At 72.6% G+C, this 16,358-nt stretch carries 16 protein-coding genes and 1 pseudogene; 3 read left to right on the top strand and 14 right to left on the bottom strand.

From position 1 onward, the window contains the following. Nucleotides 1-109 precede the first annotated feature (109 nt). From AB0K00_RS56675 to AB0K00_RS56685, 3 genes are read right to left on the bottom strand one after another with little or no spacing between them, the layout of a single operon-like run. Nucleotides 110-982 carry an aminoglycoside phosphotransferase family protein gene (locus AB0K00_RS56675; protein ID WP_363539837.1) on the bottom strand — a complete coding sequence of 291 codons (873 nt, stop codon included), beginning with the start codon at nucleotides 980-982 and terminating at the stop codon, nucleotides 110-112. Then, nucleotides 967-1,902: an alpha/beta hydrolase gene (locus tag AB0K00_RS56680; RefSeq protein ID WP_363539839.1), complete on the bottom strand. Its 936-nt coding sequence runs from the start codon at nucleotides 1,900-1,902 to the stop codon at nucleotides 967-969. The genes AB0K00_RS56675 and AB0K00_RS56680 overlap by 16 nt, the downstream gene beginning before the upstream one ends. Before the next feature lie 2 nt (nucleotides 1,903-1,904). Continuing rightward, nucleotides 1,905-2,603, bottom strand: a complete 699-nt coding sequence (locus AB0K00_RS56685) for an SGNH/GDSL hydrolase family protein (protein ID WP_363539841.1) — start codon at nucleotides 2,601-2,603, stop codon at nucleotides 1,905-1,907. A gap of 64 nt (nucleotides 2,604-2,667) precedes the next feature. On the opposite strand from AB0K00_RS56685, the gene AB0K00_RS56690 reads away from it, so the two are divergent. Genes AB0K00_RS56690 through AB0K00_RS56700 form a run of 3 tightly spaced genes read left to right on the top strand, consistent with a single transcriptional unit; the run spans nucleotide 2,668 to nucleotide 5,716 of the window. Continuing rightward, complete coding sequence (locus tag AB0K00_RS56690; protein ID WP_363539843.1) at nucleotides 2,668-3,780, top strand: alpha-hydroxy acid oxidase; 1,113 nt, start codon at nucleotides 2,668-2,670, stop codon at nucleotides 3,778-3,780. A 2-nt stretch (nucleotides 3,781-3,782) separates the two neighbouring features. After that, nucleotides 3,783-5,063: a PLP-dependent aminotransferase family protein gene (locus AB0K00_RS56695; protein ID WP_363539865.1), complete on the top strand. Its 1,281-nt coding sequence runs from the start codon at nucleotides 3,783-3,785 to the stop codon at nucleotides 5,061-5,063. A gap of 2 nt (nucleotides 5,064-5,065) precedes the next feature. Continuing rightward, nucleotides 5,066-5,716 carry a 4'-phosphopantetheinyl transferase superfamily protein gene (locus AB0K00_RS56700; RefSeq protein ID WP_363539845.1) on the top strand — a complete coding sequence of 217 codons (651 nt, stop codon included), beginning with the start codon at nucleotides 5,066-5,068 and terminating at the stop codon, nucleotides 5,714-5,716. A gap of 685 nt (nucleotides 5,717-6,401) precedes the next feature. On the opposite strand, the gene AB0K00_RS56705 is transcribed toward AB0K00_RS56700, so the two are convergent. From AB0K00_RS56705 to AB0K00_RS56755, 11 genes and pseudogenes are all read right to left on the bottom strand, one after another. Beyond that, entirely contained in the window at nucleotides 6,402-7,184 is a 783-nt protein-coding gene (locus tag AB0K00_RS56705) for a 2-hydroxy-acid oxidase (protein ID WP_363539847.1), read from the bottom strand. 2 nt (nucleotides 7,185-7,186) lie between these two features. Then, nucleotides 7,187-7,474, bottom strand: a complete 288-nt coding sequence (locus AB0K00_RS56710; RefSeq protein ID WP_363539849.1) for a phosphopantetheine-binding protein — start codon at nucleotides 7,472-7,474, stop codon at nucleotides 7,187-7,189. 17 nt (nucleotides 7,475-7,491) lie between these two features. Beyond that, a complete protein-coding gene (locus AB0K00_RS56715; RefSeq protein WP_363539851.1) occupies nucleotides 7,492-8,418 on the bottom strand; it encodes a 3-oxoacyl-[acyl-carrier-protein] synthase III C-terminal domain-containing protein in 927 nt (308 codons plus the stop codon). Next, the gene (locus AB0K00_RS56720; RefSeq protein ID WP_363539853.1) at nucleotides 8,415-9,779 is read right to left on the bottom strand and encodes a condensation domain-containing protein; all 1,365 of its coding nucleotides are present in this window, start codon (nucleotides 9,777-9,779) and stop codon (nucleotides 8,415-8,417) included. The genes AB0K00_RS56715 and AB0K00_RS56720 overlap by 4 nt, the downstream gene beginning before the upstream one ends. Then, nucleotides 9,772-11,412 carry a class I adenylate-forming enzyme family protein gene (locus tag AB0K00_RS56725; RefSeq protein WP_363539855.1) on the bottom strand — a complete coding sequence of 547 codons (1,641 nt, stop codon included), beginning with the start codon at nucleotides 11,410-11,412 and terminating at the stop codon, nucleotides 9,772-9,774. The genes AB0K00_RS56720 and AB0K00_RS56725 overlap by 8 nt, the downstream gene beginning before the upstream one ends. A gap of 13 nt (nucleotides 11,413-11,425) precedes the next feature. Then, nucleotides 11,426-12,196 (bottom strand): SDR family oxidoreductase, encoded by a 771-nt coding sequence (locus AB0K00_RS56730; protein WP_363539857.1) that lies wholly within the window; start codon nucleotides 12,194-12,196, stop codon nucleotides 11,426-11,428. Continuing rightward, a complete protein-coding gene (locus tag AB0K00_RS56735) occupies nucleotides 12,193-13,185 on the bottom strand; it encodes a transketolase C-terminal domain-containing protein (protein WP_363539859.1) in 993 nt (330 codons plus the stop codon). Before AB0K00_RS56735 ends, AB0K00_RS56730 begins: the two co-directional genes overlap by 4 nt. After that, nucleotides 13,185-14,150: a thiamine pyrophosphate-dependent dehydrogenase E1 component subunit alpha gene (locus AB0K00_RS56740; protein WP_363539861.1), complete on the bottom strand. Its 966-nt coding sequence runs from the start codon at nucleotides 14,148-14,150 to the stop codon at nucleotides 13,185-13,187. The genes AB0K00_RS56735 and AB0K00_RS56740 overlap by 1 nt, the downstream gene beginning before the upstream one ends. Nucleotides 14,151-14,179: 29 nt before the next feature. Then, nucleotides 14,180-14,980: a DUF3050 domain-containing protein gene (locus AB0K00_RS56745; protein WP_363539863.1), complete on the bottom strand. Its 801-nt coding sequence runs from the start codon at nucleotides 14,978-14,980 to the stop codon at nucleotides 14,180-14,182. Between the two features lie 19 nt (nucleotides 14,981-14,999). Then, nucleotides 15,000-15,911, bottom strand: a complete 912-nt coding sequence (locus AB0K00_RS56750; RefSeq protein WP_363539867.1) for a phytanoyl-CoA dioxygenase family protein — start codon at nucleotides 15,909-15,911, stop codon at nucleotides 15,000-15,002. A 39-nt stretch (nucleotides 15,912-15,950) separates the two neighbouring features. Next, nucleotides 15,951-16,358 (bottom strand): annotated as a pseudogene (locus AB0K00_RS56755) (4-hydroxyphenylpyruvate dioxygenase); the annotation flags it as partial.

The raw sequence follows: 16,358 nt of genomic DNA on the forward strand, positions 1-16,358 counted from the left end.
CGCGGGCGCGGTGGCTGGGTCGCGGGCGCGGTGGCTGGGTCGCGGGCGCGGTGGCTGGGTCGCGGGCGCGGTGGCTGGGTCGCGGGCGCGGTGGCGGCTGCGTCGCCGGTCAGGCGTTGCGGAGCAGGTGGGCGACGTCGAGGGCGCGGGTCGGGGCGCCGCCGGACTCGGCGGTCCACACCGAGGACAGGACCGCCTTGACGAAACCCCAGGCGGCGAGGCGGTCCACCGGCTCGCCGAGCGCCGCCGACAGCTGCCGCAGCCGGGCCGGGACGAGGGCGGTGAGGGCCGGGTCACGGTCGTCGAGGAACGGGTTGAACAGGATCGAGCCGACCTCGTAGCCGGGGTCGCCGACGAGGCCGTGCGGGTCGATCGCCAGCCACGGCTCGCGGGTGCCGCGCAGCACGTTGTCGTGGTGCAGGTCGCCGTGCAGGACCGCCTCGCGGGTCGCGGTCGCCGACAGCTCGCGCATGCGGGCGGCCGCCTCGCGGACCAGGTCGGCGGGGACGGCGCCGCGGTGCCGGTCCAGGAACCCGACCTGCGACAGCACCGTGGGCAGGCCCGGCACCGGCGGCACGTGCAACCGGCGCATCAGCCCGGCAAGGACCTCGGTCGCCTCGGCGTCGCGGGCCGGGACGAGGTCGCGGAGCCGGTCGCCGGGGGACACCTGCTCCAGCAGCAGGGCGCCCCGGTCGAGGTCGGCGCGCAGCAGCCGGTCGGCGCCGTGACCGTCGAACGCGGCCAGGGCGGTCGCCTCGACCGCCAGTTCGAAGCCGACCTTCAGCACCGCCGGGGTGCCGTCGGCGCACCGCACGGCCGCGACGTAGTGGAACGTCAGGTCGTACGGCGGGCCGAGGGTCAGCTCCCAGTCCGCGACGATCGCGGCGAGCAGGGCGGGGAGTTCCGCGAGCCAGCGTTCGCCGGCCGCGCCCCACACGCCGGTGACGTTGCGTTCCAGCGCAGCGGTCAGGATGCGAACCACGCCCGCAGCTGCGCGGCCGCCTGGGCGAGGGCGACGCGGCTCTCGTCGACGGTGCCGGCCATCGCGAAGAAGCCGTGGGACATGCCGTCGTAGCGGGCGAGGGTCACCGGGACGGCGTCGTCGGCGAGCCGTTTCGCGTAGCGCTCGCCCTGGTCGCGCAGCGGGTCGTATTCGGCGGTGATGACCAGCGCCGGCGGCAGGCCCTTGAGGGTCTCCGCCCGCAGCGGGGAGGCGAGGGGGTTCTCGGCGTCGTCGGGGTCGATCAGGTAGTGCTTGCGATACCAGGCGACGGAGTGGTGGTTGAACTGGAACGGGTCGTCGTTGGCCCGCATCGACTCGTCGTCGGCGAGCTGGTCGGTGTTGGGGTAGACGAGGAGCTGACCGGCGAGGGTGAGGTCGCCGGCCTCCTGCGCGATCAACGTCACCCCGGCGGCGAGGTTGCCGCCGGCACTGTCACCGCCGACCGCGATGCGGGCCGGGTCGGCGCCGATCTCGGCGGCGTTGTCGGCGACCCAGCTGACCGCGGCGTAACAGTCCTCGATCGAGGCGGGGAACGGGTGCTCGGGCGCCAGCCGGTAACCGGGGACGACGACGAGGCACTCGGCGTTGTTGGCGAGGGTGCGGGCGATGCCGTCGGCGGTGTCGATGGTACCGAGGACCCAGCCGCCGCCGAAGAAGTAGACCAGCACGGGCAGTGGCATCTTCCCGGACGGCCGGTACACACGCACCTGCAGGTCACCGCCGGGCCCGGCGATCGTGTGGTCGGTGACCTCGTGGACCGGCTCGGGGGTGCCGCCGCCGGCCTTGATGGAGGCGAGGTCGGCGGCCCGGGCGGCCTCGAGGGTCATCGAATACAGCGGGGCGGCGCCGTCGCGCTCGCGCTGGTCGCGCATCGCCTGCAGCTGCGGGTCGAGTGGCATCTCTAAGCTCCCTGGATCTCACGGGACAGGCGGCGGATCATCTCCGCCGCGGCGATGGCGTGGCTGCGAGCGTTGCCGTGCAGGCCGTCGGCGCCGGTGAGGACGTCACCGGCACCGATCGCCGGGTGCGCGGCGAGGTCGACGTGGATCGTGCCGAGGGTCTCGGCGAGGGCGGTGGTGCGGCGGCCGAGCAGGCGCATCCTGCGGGAGAACGCGGGGCCGAGCCAGGCCGGCATCGACGGGTAGTCCGGCATGACGAACAGCGACACGGTGACGACCCGGGCGCCGGCGTCCTGCAGCGGGCGGATCAGCGCGGTCAGCGTCGCGTCGACGGCGTCGGCGCGCGACTCGTAGCCGGGGCGCATCGCGTCGTTGGCGCCGCAGATGACCAGCGCGAGGTCGGGGCGGAACGCCAGCGCGGGGTCGAGCTGGGTCGCCAGGACCTCGGCGGCGCGCAGGTTGCGCCGGCCGAGGTTGCGGTGCTCCAGACCCGGCCGGTGCCGGGCCAGCTCCACCCGCACCCTGTCCGGGAACGCGAGAGGATGGTAGCCGTCGACGGGCTCCGTCAGGCCCTCCGCGACGCTGTCGCCGAGGATCGCGAACCGGTGCCACGGGTGCCCCGCGAGGAGGGCCTGCGCCTCCCCGGCGGCGAGGCAGAACGGGTCGGATATTTCGGCGATCAGCATGCTATCGGTGCCCATGCAAGACTTTCGGCTCCTGTCGGTCGTTGCCTGGTTCCGATAGGCTACCGCCTATGGAGCGCCGGTGACACGACCTCGGACCGGGCCGGTGTTGACCGCCTCCGACTACCAGCAGCTCGCCCGCGAACTCGTCGACGCCGACGTGTGGGACTTCATCGAGGGCGGCGCGGAGTCCGAGCGCACCCTGCGGGCCAACGTCGCCGCGTTCGACCGGTGGCGGCTGCGCCCGCGGGTGCTCACCGACGTGTCCACAGTCGACACCGCCGTGTCGGTGTTCGGCACGGACTTCGCGACCCCGCTCGGCGTGGGACCCACCGCCTACCATCGCCTCGTCGACGCCGAGGGTGAGGTTGCCACGGCCCGGGGCGCGACCGCCGCCGGCGCGCTGTTCGTGGTGAGCGTGTTCGCCAGCCGGACCCTCGAGGACATCGCCGCGGCGTCCGCCGGCGGACTGTGGCTGCACCTGTACTGGTTCCGCCGCCGCGAGGTGATGGCCGGCCTCGTCCGGCGGGCCACCGACGCGGGCTTCGGCGCGCTGGTGCTCACCGTCGACGCGCCGCGCATCGGCAGGCGCTGGCGCGACATGCGCAACGGGTTCGCGATCGGCGGCGACGTCGCCGCCGTCAACATCGACGCCGCGGTCATGGCCCTGACCCACCACAGCGACGAAGGCCGCTCGGCGATCGCCGAGCACGCCGCCCAGTCGTTCGACCCGACCGTGACCTGGGCCGACCTGGCCTGGTTGCGGGCGCAGACGAGCCTGCCGATCGTGCTCAAGGGCATCCTGACCGCCGAGGACGCGACCCTGGCGGTCGAGCACGGCGTCGACGGGATCGTGGTGTCCAACCACGGCGGCCGCCAGCTCGACAACGCTGTCGCCAGCCTCGACGCGCTGCCCGAGGTCGTCGACGCGGCCGGCGGCGCCGTCCCGGTGCTGTTCGACGGCGGGGTCCGCCGCGGCACCGACGCCTTCACCGCCCTCGCCCTCGGCGCGCGCATGGTGCTGCTCGGCCGGCCGCCGCTGTGGGGGCTGGCCGCCGCCGGCGGCGACGGGGTCGAAGGACTGCTGCGCACGACGACCGAGGAGCTGGCGCACGCAATGGCGCTCGCCGGCCGCCCGCGCCTCGCCGACCTGGACCGGTCGGCGGTGCGGGCCCGACCAGGAGGAGAGCTGTGACCGTGGAGCTGAAACGGGAAGCGTTGCACGTGTCGGTCTCCGACCCGGTGTCCGCCTCGATGAACTTCCTCAACGAGGTCGCGGGCCGGTTCCCGGACGCGATCGCCCTCGCCGCGGGGCGGCCGTTCGACGAGTTCCACTCCGTCGCCGACGTCGACAAGCACATCCAGGCGTATCTGACCCACCTGCGGGAGCGGGGCCTGGACGCCGCGCAGAGCCGGGTGCTGCTCACCCAGTACGGGCGGACCAACGGCCACATCGGCGGGCTCATCGCTCGGATGCTGGACGTCGATGAGGACATCCGCGTCCCGGACGAGGCGGTCATGGTGACCACCGGCTGCCAGGAGGCGATGGTCATCGCCCTGCGCGGCCTGTGCGCCGGCCCCGGCGACGTCGTCCTCGCCGCCGAGCCGTGCTACGTCGGGTTCACCGGCGCCGCGCGCCTGCTGGGCATCGACGTGGTGCCGGTGCCGGAGTCGCCGGACGGCCTGCGCCCGGAGACGGTCGCCGCGGTCGCCGCCGAGGTCCGCGCGGGCGGGCGCACCCCGAAGGCGCTCTACCTGGTGCCGAACTTCGCGAATCCGTCGGGCGTGTCGCTGCCCGTGCCGACCCGCCGGGCGCTGCTGGACGTCGCCGCCGAGGCCGACCTGCTGATCCTGGAGGACGACCCGTACGGGCTGTTCGGGCTCGACGAGGAGCCGCGGCCGACGCTGAAGTCCCTCGACACGGACCAGCGGGTCATCTACCTCGGCTCGTTCGCCAAGTCCTACTTCCCGGGCGTGCGGGTCGGGTTCCTCGTCGCCGACCAGCCGGTCGTCGACACCGCCGGCCGCCGCACGCTGCTCGCCGAGGAACTGTCGACGGTGAAGAGCATGCTGACCGTCAACACCTCCGCGCTGTCCCAGGCGGTCGTCGGCGGGATGCTGCTGGACAGCGGGTTCAGCCTCCGCGGCGCCAACCAGGCGAAGATCCGCTTCTACCGGCGGAACCTGCAGACACTCCTGGCCGCGCTGGAGCGGCACTTCGGCGACGCCACCGGCGGACCGGTGCGGTGGAACAGCCCCAGCGGCGGGTTCTTCGTCGTCGTGGACGTGCCGGTCGACGCGTCCGAGGAACTGCTGGAGGTCTCGGCCCGCGAACACGGGGTGCTGTGGACCCCGATGCGGTTCTTCTACCTCAACGGCGGCGGCAGCCACGCGATCCGGCTGTCCTGCAGCGCCCTCGAGCCGGCGCAGATCGAGGAGGGCGTCCGCCGCTTCGCCGGTCTGCTCAACGCGGCCTGACCGTGGACGCCGTCGACGTCTGGCTCGCCGACGCGCGGGTGCCCGACGACGCGCTGCCGGCGATGTTCGCGGTGCTCGACGAGCAGGAGCGGCGCCGGCACGCGTCGATCGTGCACGCGATCGACCGGCGTCGGTTCGTCGTGGCGCACGCGGTCACCCGCCGCCTCGTGGGTGCGGCCCTGGACGCGCCGCCGCACGAGCTGCGCTGGGCGCACAACCCCAACGGCAAACCGTCGTTGACCGGGCCGTACACCGGCGTCGAGGTCAACCTGTCGCACTCCGGCGACCTCGTCATGGTGGCGGTGTCGGCGCGGCGGCCCGTCGGCGTCGACCTGCAACGTGTGGTGCCGACATTGGACTGCGCGGCGATGGCCCGCCGCTTCTACCCGTCCACGGAGGCCGCGGAGGTCGCGGGCGACGGCGGCCACGAGCGGTTCGCCGAGCTGTGGGCCCGCAAGGAGTCCCTGGTGAAGGCCGCCGGCGCGCGGCTCACTCGCGGCCTGGCCACCCCGGTCGCCGGCGCGGCGCCGGTGGTGGTCGAGCACGACGGCCCGTTCCGGATCGAGGACCTCACCGCCCCGGCCGGCTTCCGCGCCGCGGTGGCCCTCGCAGGCGACGCCCCGTTCACCGTCACCCAGCACGAGCTGCGGTAAACTACGGTCGGTGACGGCGCCTAAGCGGGTCCGGAGATCAATTAGGTGGGGCTGGGTAGGGTGTTGGTAAAGCAGCCCGGCACCCGCAGCCGGGGCGACAACGTCAGCCGGACGTAGCCATGTTCAGGTACCGGGGCGACAGCATGAGCCGGGCGCGGCATGACGGCCGGACCGAGGCCGCGCACGGGGACGGGCGCGACAGCGCGGGCGTGGCGCAACGCGGCGCGGCAGCGTGAGCCGGGCGCCGCGTGACAGCCGGACCGAGGCCGCGCGCAGGGCTGGGCGCGAGAGCGCGGCACGGTGCGGCAGCGTGAGCCGGCGCGGTGCGGCAGCCGGACCGAGGTCACGCACTCGGATGGGCGCGACAGCGTGAGCGGCGCGGTGCGGTGCGGCGCGGTGCGGCAGCGTGAGCCGGCGCGGTGCGGCAGCCGGACCGAGGTCACGCACTCGGATGGGCGCGACAGCGTGAGCAGCGCAGCGCGGCAGCGTGGGCCGGGCGCGGTGCGACAGCGCGGCGCGGCAGCGTGAGCCGGACGCGGCGCGGCAGCCGGACCGAGGTCACGCACAGGGATCGGCGCGACAGCGCGGCACGGCGCGGCGCGGCACGGCGCGGCGCGGCGCGGCGCGGCAGCACGGCACGGCACGGCGCGGCAGCACGGCGCGGCGCGGCGCGACAGAGACAGCGTCAGCCGAAGGCGGCCACGCACAGGTAGCGCAGCGCCGGGTCGTAGTCGGCGACCGCGACCCGCCCCGCCGTGGCGAGGTCGAGCCCGGCGAGCGCCTCCCACACGCCCGTCATCGGCTGTGCGGGGTCGGCGAGGATGACCCGGTCGGCCTTCACGTCGCCGGCGAGCGCCGCCATCCCCCCGCCGAGCACGACGGTGGTGGCGGCGAGCCCGTCGAGCGCGTCCACGGACGCATCGGCGTCGGGCAGCACGGTCACCGCCGACAACGGCGCCTCGGCGGACGCGGACAGGTGCAGGGCGATCCCGGCGTGGGCGGCCGGCAGCGCCACCGGCACGCCCGGGTCGTAGGGCAGGTCGGACTGTTCGACGGCGATGAGCAGCGCCCGCGGGTGGGTGGCCGCATAGGTCTGCATCAGCGACAGCGCCGTGAACGCGGCCGCGCGGCCCTGGTCCGAGACCGCGAACGACATCGGCGAACCCGGGCAGACGTGCGTCAGGTACGTGCTGACCGCCCGCCCCGGCGAGATGTCCGGCACGTCGTAGGCGAGCACGAGCAGGTCGACCGGCTCGTCGGGCAGGAGCTCCACGGCCATCTCGCCGTAGGACTGGCCGCGCACCGGGTTGAGCGCGTCCGGGGTCAGCGTGAGCCCGTGCGGGGTGAGCAGGTCCGTGAGGTACGTCGACAGGCGGGCGGCGTGCCCGGTGTCGGCGGCGAGCGCGGCCGGGTCGGGGTACCGGCGCGACACCGCGCGCCGGAGCCCCCAGCGGTCATCGACGGGCATGCTCACTCTTCCGGGAGCAGGTTTCCGGCGACGTAGTCGGCGAGGCTGCCGACCGTCTCGAAGTTGTCGCGGCCCATGTCCTCGACACTGATCTCGCGCTCCAGCTTGTCCTCCAGCTCCAGCACCAGCTCCAGGCCGGTGGTGGAGCTCATGCCGAGGTCGTCCATGAGCGTGGTGGTCTCCGAGGCGCCGGAGACCTCCCGCTTCAGCACGCGGGGCAGCAGCTCGCAGATCGTGTCGACGACCTGCTGGCGCAGCTCCGGGTCGACGGCAGTGGTCGTGTCGCTCATTGAAGGCTCCTTCAGATTCAGTGCTCGAAGACCATGGCGGAGAACGTCGCGCCGCGGCCGGCTCCCGCGGCGGCGATGACGTAGCGGTCCCCGGGCCGCAGCAGGGAACGCCGCACGGCGGTGCGGTGGTTGAGGAACGCGTCGGCGCAGAAGACGTGGCCGTAGTCGGCGACGTGGTCGAGCAGGACCCGGTCGAGCGGATAGCCGATCCGCTTGCAGACCCGTTGCCAGGCGACCACGTTCACGTTGTGCGGCAGGATCACGGTGATGTCGTCCAGGGTCAGCCCGGCCCGCTCGACCGCCGAGGTGACGGCCGAGCCGAGTGCGTCGTGGTAGATCCGCTGGAACTCGCCGGCCACCTCCTCCAGCTCCCCGTCGAACTCGCCACGCAGGTCCGCCACGTAGGACAGCAGCCGGTCCCGCGGGCCGGAGGCGGCGACCAGGCAGGCGGCGGCGCCCTCGCCGAACATGGACGTCTCAGGCACGAACCGGGCCTCCCCGGTGAACGCCTTCTCCCCGGTGAGGATCAGCGCGAGCGAGGAGGGCGGGGCGGTGGCGAGGAGCCGCCCGGCGAGGTCGACGGCAAGCAGGCCGGATGCGCACGCGTGGTGCCCGACGGCGAAGGCCGAAGCGTGTGACAGCCCGAACGACCGGCACACGTCGTGCAGCGGGTTGTGCGGGTAGGGCACCACGCCGGGGAACGTCCGCGCGTAGAGCACGTAGCGGATCCGCTCGGTCTGCTCGGTGGTGAGCCGCAGGTCGGCGACGGCGAGACGCAGCAGCTCGGTGAGTGACGTGCCGGGCGCTTGCGCGGCGGAGCCGAGTTTGTGGTAGCGCCGGAACACCCGCAGCTGCATCGGGGTCAGGTCGAACTCGTCCGCGAGGGACTCGATCGGGACGCGGCCCGGGGGCACGAAGGTGCCGACGGCAACGAGAGCGGTCACGGGTTCCTCGTTTCAAGAGCCAACAGCGCCTCGTGTACGGCCAGCGCCTCGACCGCCCGTGCGAGGGCCTCGACGCGGGCCGGGGGAGTCCGCCACGTGTCGGTGAACCAGGTCAGCCGGAACAGCCCGGGTTCGTCGTCGACGTCGATGTTCAGCGGGTCAAAGGGGTCGTCCTGGGCGACGGTCCAGCGGAACTCGCCCGGCGCGGCGGCACGGACCTGTTCGGCGGTCGGTTTGTCGCCGGGGAACATCTGCCGGCTGAGGGTCCGCCGGTCGTTGAACCAGATCCCGGCCTCGAGGTCGACGTCAAGCGTCTCCGAGAGCGTAGCGACCGCGGCCGGGTCGTGGTAGGCCCACTTGTAGGCGAGCATCGCCGCGATCCCGGTGCGGCGCATCGCCTCGTCGAAGGGCAGGCCGGCGACGTCGGTGACGCAGATCCCGTGCTGTGCCACCATTGCCACCACGTCGCCGAGCCCGCGGCGGAACCGGTTGTCCACCATCGGCCGGATGACCGCGGGGCGCCCGTCGCCGGCGAGGTCGGTCAGCGCGATCGCCAGGAAGGTCATCAGCACCTGCGAGGTGTCGACGTCGAAGACGACCGACACGGCGTGGGTGGCGGTGTAGAGCGCCGCCGAGTGGAACTCGCCGCGGTGGTGCCTGGGGCCGGGGCGCTCGGTGAGCGGGGCGGGCGGGGGCAGCTGCCGCAGCATCCGGTCCCAGTGCCGCAGCGCCTTCTCCCGTTGCTTCTCCCCGGCCGGTGACGCCTGCCAGCGGGCCTGTTCCAGGGGCTGCAGCCCGGTGGTCGGCACGGTTTCCGAGCGCGCGGCGACCTCGCGGAGCATGAGCCGCCCGCCGACGCCGTCGGTGACGAGGTGACAGGTGACCGTGGACAGGTAGGCGGGTGCGCCGGCGACCCGGACGACCCCCATCCGCACCGGCCATTCGGCGACGAAGTCGTAGTCCAGGGCGCGGTAGTGGGCGTCGACGGCGGCCGTGTACGCCTCGGGGTCGGCGCCGGCGGGCACGTCGAACACGTCGAGCCCGATCGTGCCCCAGGCGGCGACGGTCTGCAGCGGCACGCCGTCGGCGTCGAAGCGCAGCCGGGTGCGGAACGTCGGGTACCGCCGCATCGCCCACCGCAGGTCGGCCGCGACGTCCTCGACGGTCGTCGCGGCGGGCAGCGCGGCCCAGCCGCCGATCGGCAGCCAGGAGCGCTGGCGGACCATGGTCAGCCAGATCTCCCGCTGTCCCCAGGACAGCGGCCCGGTGCCGGCGCCGTCCCCGGAGAACCGGACCGGGATCCGCGTCGTGGCGCGGATCCCGGTGGTGTCGGCCGGTGCCGGCAGGTACGTGTCAGGCATTCGCCATCTCGGCGAGGTGCCGTTGCCGCATCAGGAACTTGCGGACCTTGCCGGTGGGGCCGGTGACGATGTTCTCGTCGGGGAACACGACGACCTTGCGCAGGGTCGCCGCCGCGGCCGGGGTCAGCGCGGCGCGGACTGCGTCGGTGTGGTCGACGGTCGGGTCGGCGCTCTCGTGCAGCGACAGCAGCACGTCGGACACGACGCCGGTGTCGGTGGTGACGGACACGATCGTGCAGTCGCGCACGTCCGGCACGGCGCGCAGGATCTGCTCCTCCGACATGGCGGTGTAGAGCCAGTTGCCGTCGCCGAGGTCGACGGAGTCGACGGCGCGGTCGACGTGGTAGTAGTAGCCCTCCTCGTCGCGGAACATCAGGTCGCCGGTGAGGTAGTAGCCGTTGAGCCGGTTGCGGTACGTGTTGACGTGGTCGTTCCAGTACCCGGGGGCGAGGGTGGGGGACTTGAGCCCGAAGTGGCCGACCTCGCCGACGGGGACCTCCTCGCCGGTGTCGGTGTTGAGCAGCGCGACGTCGGCGAAGACGTGCGGCACGCCGACGCAGCGGCCGTAACGTTCGGTGTCGGGGCCGTGGGTGATGTGGAAGGCGGAGTGCCCCATCTCGGTCGAGCCGAGCCCGTCGACGAAGCTGGATCCCTTGACCCGCTCGACGACCGCGCGGCCCTCGGCGGAGCGGGTGACGGTGTTGCGGCTGCCGACGTTGACGAGGTTGCGGATGTGCGGCTCGTGCGCGCAGTCGCCGGTGTTGAACCACAGCGCGACGGAGTCCATGTCGTGCTGTTCGAGGTCGAAGCGGGCCAGTTCGGACCAGGTGATGGCGAAGCCGAACACGCCGGTCGGCTTCCACCGCTCGATCGCGTCGAGGACCGCGCCGCCGTCGCTCTGCTGTGACAGGAACAGCAGCTCGGAGCGGTTGCTGAGGGCGTGGTTGATGGTCATGATGCCGGCCGCGTGCGGGGCTGGCAGGGCACTGAGGATCCGCTCGGTGCCCTGGGCCCGCGGGCCGCTCAGCCGGATCTTGCGGGTGGCGTGGAACAGGCTGGCGTGCGAGTGCACGACGGCGGTCGGCATGCGGGTGGTGCCGGACGAGTGGGTGATGGCGATCGGGTCGTCGGCGTGCAGCTTGAACGGCGCCGGTGCCAGCGCCGGGTCGCCGGTGCCGGTGTCGGCGGCGTCGAGGACGGGGATGCCGACGTCGTGCCCGGCGAGCCGTTCGACGTGCGCGGCGTCGGTGATGAGCGCGGTCGCGCGCAGTTTCGCGATGTACTGGGCGGCGATGTCGCCGGGGATGTTCGGGTTCATCAGCGCCGGGATCGCGCCGAGCCAGACCAGGCCCATCCAGTTGAGGAAGCAGTCCGCGGAGCTGGTCACGTAGATGGCGACCGGGTCGCGGCGGGCGATGCCGAACGCGCTCAGCCACGCGGCCCGGGCCGCGGCCCGCTCGCGCAGCTCGCCGAGGGTGAGGCCCTGCCAGGCGGGGAAGCCGTCGACGTCGACGTCGAAGGCGATGCCGGGCCCGTCCAGTGCCGCGCCGTGCTCGATGAGCTTGTGCAGCACGTTGCCGGCACCGACGTCGGGGTCGACGGCGAGCGCCGCCCGGATGCTCGTGGACGCCATGGGTCTGCTCCCTCTACTTCGCTGACAGAAACGGCTTGAGGACGACTTCGGTGCCGTCGGCCTGCAGGGTGGTGGGCACGTCGGGGAAGGTGAACGGGGCCGGCGGCCGGCCGGCGACGACCGCCCAGGCCTCGCCGGTGCCGTCGCCGCCGACGATGCCGAGGATCGCGCCGGCGACCTCGTCGGGGGTCAGCAGCGGAAACTTCTGCTTGCGCATCAGCCGCTTGGCGATGCCGAGGATGTCGGTGTCGGTGAAGCCGGGGCAGACCGCGTTGATCCGCACCCCTTTCGGGGTCAGCGGGGTCGACAGGGCCCGCACGTAGCCGACGACGGCGCTCTTGGTCAGCGCGTAGACCGGGTTGGCCATGTCGGGGCCGAGCGCGGCGAGGGAGGCGGTGACGACGATCTGGCCGCCGGTCTCCTGCAGCGCGGTCAGGCCTGCGTCGATGCCGAAGACGACACCGTCGAGGTTCACGCCCAGGGCCCGCCGGTACCGGGCGACGTCCAGCGGGGGGTCGGGTGGCACGTCGGAGGCGACGCCGGCGTTGAGGACGAGCACGTCGAGCCGCCCGTGCTCGGTCAGGGCGTGCGCGATCATGGCCCGGTTCGCGTCGGGATCGCTGACGTCGGCCTCGAACGCGGTGCCGCCGACCTCCTTCGCGACCTGCCCGGCGGCCTCGAGGTCGAGGTCCACGACGACGACGGTGTGCCCGGCCGCGGCGAGCCGCGCGCAGGTCGCGGCGCCGATCCCGCCGGCGCCACCGGTCACGAGTGCGACGGTCATGCCGGCACCTCCGTCTCGCTGCCGATCTTCGCGACGTGCTCGATCGCGGTGCGGATCTGCGCGCGGGTCGGCTGCAGCGCCAGGTCCAGTTCACGGGCGAAGGGCAGCACCGCGCCGTCGGGGCGGGTGATCCGTTTCGGCGGCGCGATCAGGCGCATCTGTTCCGCGGCGGTCGCCAGGATCTCCCCGCCGATGCCGCAGGAGCGGTTGGAGTCGTCGACGACGACAAGCCGGCCGGTGCGTTCCAGGGACTCGGCGAGCCCGGACCAGTCGAAGGGGTGCAGGGTCCGCGGGTCGAACACCTCCACCGACACCGTCCCGGCGAGTTCCTCGGCGACGGCGAGGGCGTCGTGGACGAGGTGGCCGATGGCGACGACCGTCACGTCGTCGCCCGGGCGGTGGATGCGGCCGACGCCGAGCGGCACCGGGGCCAGGGTCGCAAAGTCGACGTTGTCGCGGACCCCGATCGCGCCGGCCGGTGCGAACACGATGACGGGGTCGTCGTCGCGGATCGCGGTCAGCAGCAGCCCGTAGGCGTCGGCGGGGGTCGCGGGCACGACCGTCTTCACGCCGACGTGGGCGAAGAGGCTGTACGGGTGGTCGGAGTGCTGCCCGGCCCAGCCGCCGCGGGAGCCGGAGCTCGGCAGCAGGTAGGTGACCGGGATGCTGACCTGGCCGCCGGTCATGAGCGAGAACTTGTGGGCCTGGTTGGCGATCTGCTCGAACGCCAGGAACAGCAGCGCCGGGATCTGGAACTCGATCACGGGCCGCTGCCCGGCCATCGCGGCGCCGGTGGCGAAGCTGGTGAACGCCTGCTCCGAGATCGGCATGTCGACGACCCGTTCGGGGCCGAACTTCTTGAGCAGGCCGGTGGTGACGTTGCTGACCGCGACGCCGACGTCCTCGCCGAAGACGCAGACGCTCGGGTCGGCGTCCATCTCGGTGCTCAGGGCCCGGTTCAGCGCCTTGAGATACGACAGGATCGGCATCAGGAGACCCCCGCCCTGGCCCGCAGGCCGTCCGCGTACAGATGATCCAGCGCGCCGGCCGGGTCGGGCAGCGGGCTGTCGAGGGCGAAGCGGACCGCCTCGTCGAGCAGCGCCTCGATCTCCGCGTCGATGCGGTCGCGGTCCTCGGCCGGGATCCGGGAACCCTGCAGGGCCACCGGGTCGCGCTGCATGCCGAGGGCGACCTCGTCGTCGGTGCGGTACCGCGGCCGCGCGCTGTGTTCCCACGTGTGATGGGCGTCGAAACGGTAGGCGACGCACTCGATGAACGACGGGCCGCCGCCGGAGCGGGCCCGGTCGACGGCCTCCCGCGCGGCGGCGAGCACCGCCTCGGGGTCGCTGCCGTCCACTGTGGACGCCGGGATGCCGAACGCCTCGGCGCGCCCGGTGATCGAGCCGGCCACGGCCTGCTCGACCCGGGTGGTGGTGGCGAAGCCGTTGTTCTCGCAGACGAGGACGACCGGCACCTTCCACAGCGAGGCGAGGTTCATGGTTTCCAGCACGACGCCCTGGCTGACCGCGCCGTCGCCGAAGTAGGTGATGGCGACGACGTCCTTACCGGCCCGCCGCGCCGCCCACGCGGCGCCGGTCGCGATCGGCACGGCGGCGCCGACGATCGCGTTGGCGCCGAGGATGCCGAGGCTGAAGTCCGCGGCGTGCATCGAGCCGCCGCGGCCGGCGTTGAGCCCGGTGGCCCGGCCCGTCAGCTCGGCGAGCATCCGGGCCGGGTCGGCGCCCTTGGCCAGGACGTGCCCGTGGCCCCGGTGGGTGCTGGTGATGACGTCGCCGGGGCGCAGCGCGCCGCAGGTCCCGGCCGCGATCGCCTCCTGCCCGAGGTACGGGTGGATCCCACCGACGATCGCGCCGTCGCGCACCAGTTCGATCGCGCGTTCCTCGAACCTGCGGATGAGGCGGACCGTCCGGTACAGCCCGGCGGCGTCAATCACAGAAACACTCCTAAGTGGACAGGCCCCTATCAGGCCGTGAGGACCTTTTCGTCGATCTTGGCGAGGATGCCGCTCCAGAGCTTGGCGCGGGCGGCGAGGGCGAGGTTGATGGTCTCCGCGCAGTCGTTCCACTTGCTCTCGTCGTCGCCGCACAGGTCGGTCACCATCTGCATGGCCATCGGCGTGTGGAACTCGCCGTCGACCTCGATGTGCCGCTCCAGGTAGTCGACGAACGTGTCGAGCTGCCCACCCTGCTCGTTGACCTTGACGACCTGCTGGAACATGTCCGGGATCAGGTCCTCGCGGCCGAACGCGAACGCCGCCGCCTGGCAGTGGATCGGCGCGGTGTCGATGAGGTGCCAGGTGAGCGCGACGAACTCCGCCGACGCCTCCGGCACGCCCGCGGCGGCCATCGCGGCCGGCACCGGGGTCTTGTCACGCAGCAGCGAGATGAACGTGTCGATGACGGTCGTGTCGGCGCCGGCCTCCTGCATGCCGAGCAGGTACAGCTCGAAGTGGCTGATGAAGCCGCCGCGCAGCTCGTCGCTCTCCTCGACCAGGACGATGTCGTTGATGAGCCGCCGGCTGCCGGTCGGCCCGGTCGGGATCCACGGCACCTCGACGCAGGTGAGGTTGCGCTGCAACGACTTCAGCAGCGACATGAAGTCCCACACGGCGAAGACGTGGTGCTCCAGGAACGTCTGGATCGCCGGCAGGCTGTCCAGGCGGGCGTAGATCGGGTGGGACACGACCTCGTTGCGGGCATCGGCGATCAGCGCCTCCAACCGATCGATGCCCGGGTGTCGCTGACCCCAGTCGTAACGGGACATGATGAGCCTCCTGAAAGGGTTAGGGCGTACGCCACAACACGGGGCAGTACTCGGGATCGGAGTAGTCGGGACGGCCGTCTTCGGTGCGCCGCACCAGCACGTCGTGGTTGTAGGTCACGACGTCACCCGTGCTGAGCTCGAACCGGCGGTACTCGTTCGCACCGTCCTGCAGGTGGAAGGAGATCGCGCGGCGGGGTGTGTCGCTGCGGTTGGGCCCGCTGCCGTGATACGTGCGGCAGTGGTGGAAGCTCATGTGCCCCTTGGGGATGATCATCGGGACCTTGACGACCTCGACGTTGTTGTACGCCGCGTTCTCCGCGAGCATGACCTCCAGGTCGTCGCGGTCCCGCTCGGCGAAGTGCTTCGTCGTGGTGTCGTCGGCGAGGATCTCCTCCCACCGGTGCGACCCGTCGACCATCGTGATCGTGCCCATCTCCTCGCCGCAGTCGTGGAAGGGGATGAACGCCGTCAGCATGTTCTCCGACGTGCACGGCGACCAGTAGTGCCGGTCGAAGTGCCACGGGACCACGTTGCTGGGCTCACCGACGATCGGCGGCTTGTAGATCAGCGTCGACTGGAAGACCCGGATCTCGTCGGCCTTCGCCAGCCGCGCCGCGACCGCGCCGATGAGCGGCTTGCGCAGGATCCGCGCGATCGGGTCGCTCTCGTAGTGCACGTAGTCGTGGTGGCGTTGCACGTCGCCGTGCGCCGGCTCCCAGTACGCCAGCCGGGGCGGGCGTAGCGGCAGCGTTCGGGAACGTTCCCCGGCGTAGAAGCGTTCGCTCGCCGCGACGAGCTCGTCGACTTCGTCATCGGTGAAGAGCTTCTTGGTCAGGTACCAGCCGTGCCGGGCGTAGTGCTCGACGTCGTCGTCCGACGGCAGCAGTGCCAACTCGTCGTCGGACAACGAGAACGCCTGGGTCACTGAGATGGTCAAGGGTCATGTCCTTTCGAAAGTCGTGGGGGAGGGTCAGCTGCGCAGGCCGTCGGTGGTGTCGCGCACCGCGGCGAGTTCGCGTTCCTTCGCGGCGTACAGCGCCGGGATGTTGCTCGTGCCGAAGGTCCGGGCGCCGTGCCGGTCGATGAGCTCGAGGAAGTAGGTCCGGCGGATGTGCGTCGACTTGGCGAAGATCTGGTACATCTGGCCCCAGTGGTCCCGGTCGACGAGGATGCCCAGCGGACTCAGCTGCTCCACGGGCACGTCCACCGCGCCCAGCCGCGCCTCGAGCATGTCGTAGTAGCTCGCCGGGGTCTGCGCGAACTCGACGCCCTTGGCGCTGTAGGTGCGCACGGCGGTCACGATGTCGTGGGTGCTGTAGGCGATGTGTTGCACGCCGGCGCCTTCGTGCCAGGCGAGGAAGTCGTCGATCTGGCCGGC

Origin of the sequence: Dactylosporangium sp. NPDC049525 (genome assembly GCF_040676755.1) — a bacterium.
Classification (GTDB): Bacteria; Actinomycetota; Actinomycetes; order Mycobacteriales; family Micromonosporaceae; genus Dactylosporangium.

Coding starts and splice junctions, on each gene's coding strand:
- AB0K00_RS56680 (WP_363539839.1), bottom strand. CDS start 1,902: ATGCCACTCGACCCGCAGCTGCAGGCGATGCGCGACCAGCGCGAGCGC.
- AB0K00_RS56685 (WP_363539841.1), bottom strand. CDS start 2,603: ATGGGCACCGATAGCATGCTGATCGCCGAAATATCCGACCCGTTCTGC.
- AB0K00_RS56705 (WP_363539847.1), bottom strand. CDS start 7,184: ATGCCCGTCGATGACCGCTGGGGGCTCCGGCGCGCGGTGTCGCGCCGG.
- AB0K00_RS56710 (WP_363539849.1), bottom strand. CDS start 7,474: ATGAGCGACACGACCACTGCCGTCGACCCGGAGCTGCGCCAGCAGGTC.
- AB0K00_RS56720 (WP_363539853.1), bottom strand. CDS start 9,779: ATGCCTGACACGTACCTGCCGGCACCGGCCGACACCACCGGGATCCGC.
- AB0K00_RS56725 (WP_363539855.1), bottom strand. CDS start 11,412: ATGGCGTCCACGAGCATCCGGGCGGCGCTCGCCGTCGACCCCGACGTC.
- AB0K00_RS56730 (WP_363539857.1), bottom strand. CDS start 12,196: ATGACCGTCGCACTCGTGACCGGTGGCGCCGGCGGGATCGGCGCCGCG.
- AB0K00_RS56735 (WP_363539859.1), bottom strand. CDS start 13,185: ATGCCGATCCTGTCGTATCTCAAGGCGCTGAACCGGGCCCTGAGCACC.
- AB0K00_RS56745 (WP_363539863.1), bottom strand. CDS start 14,980: ATGTCCCGTTACGACTGGGGTCAGCGACACCCGGGCATCGATCGGTTG.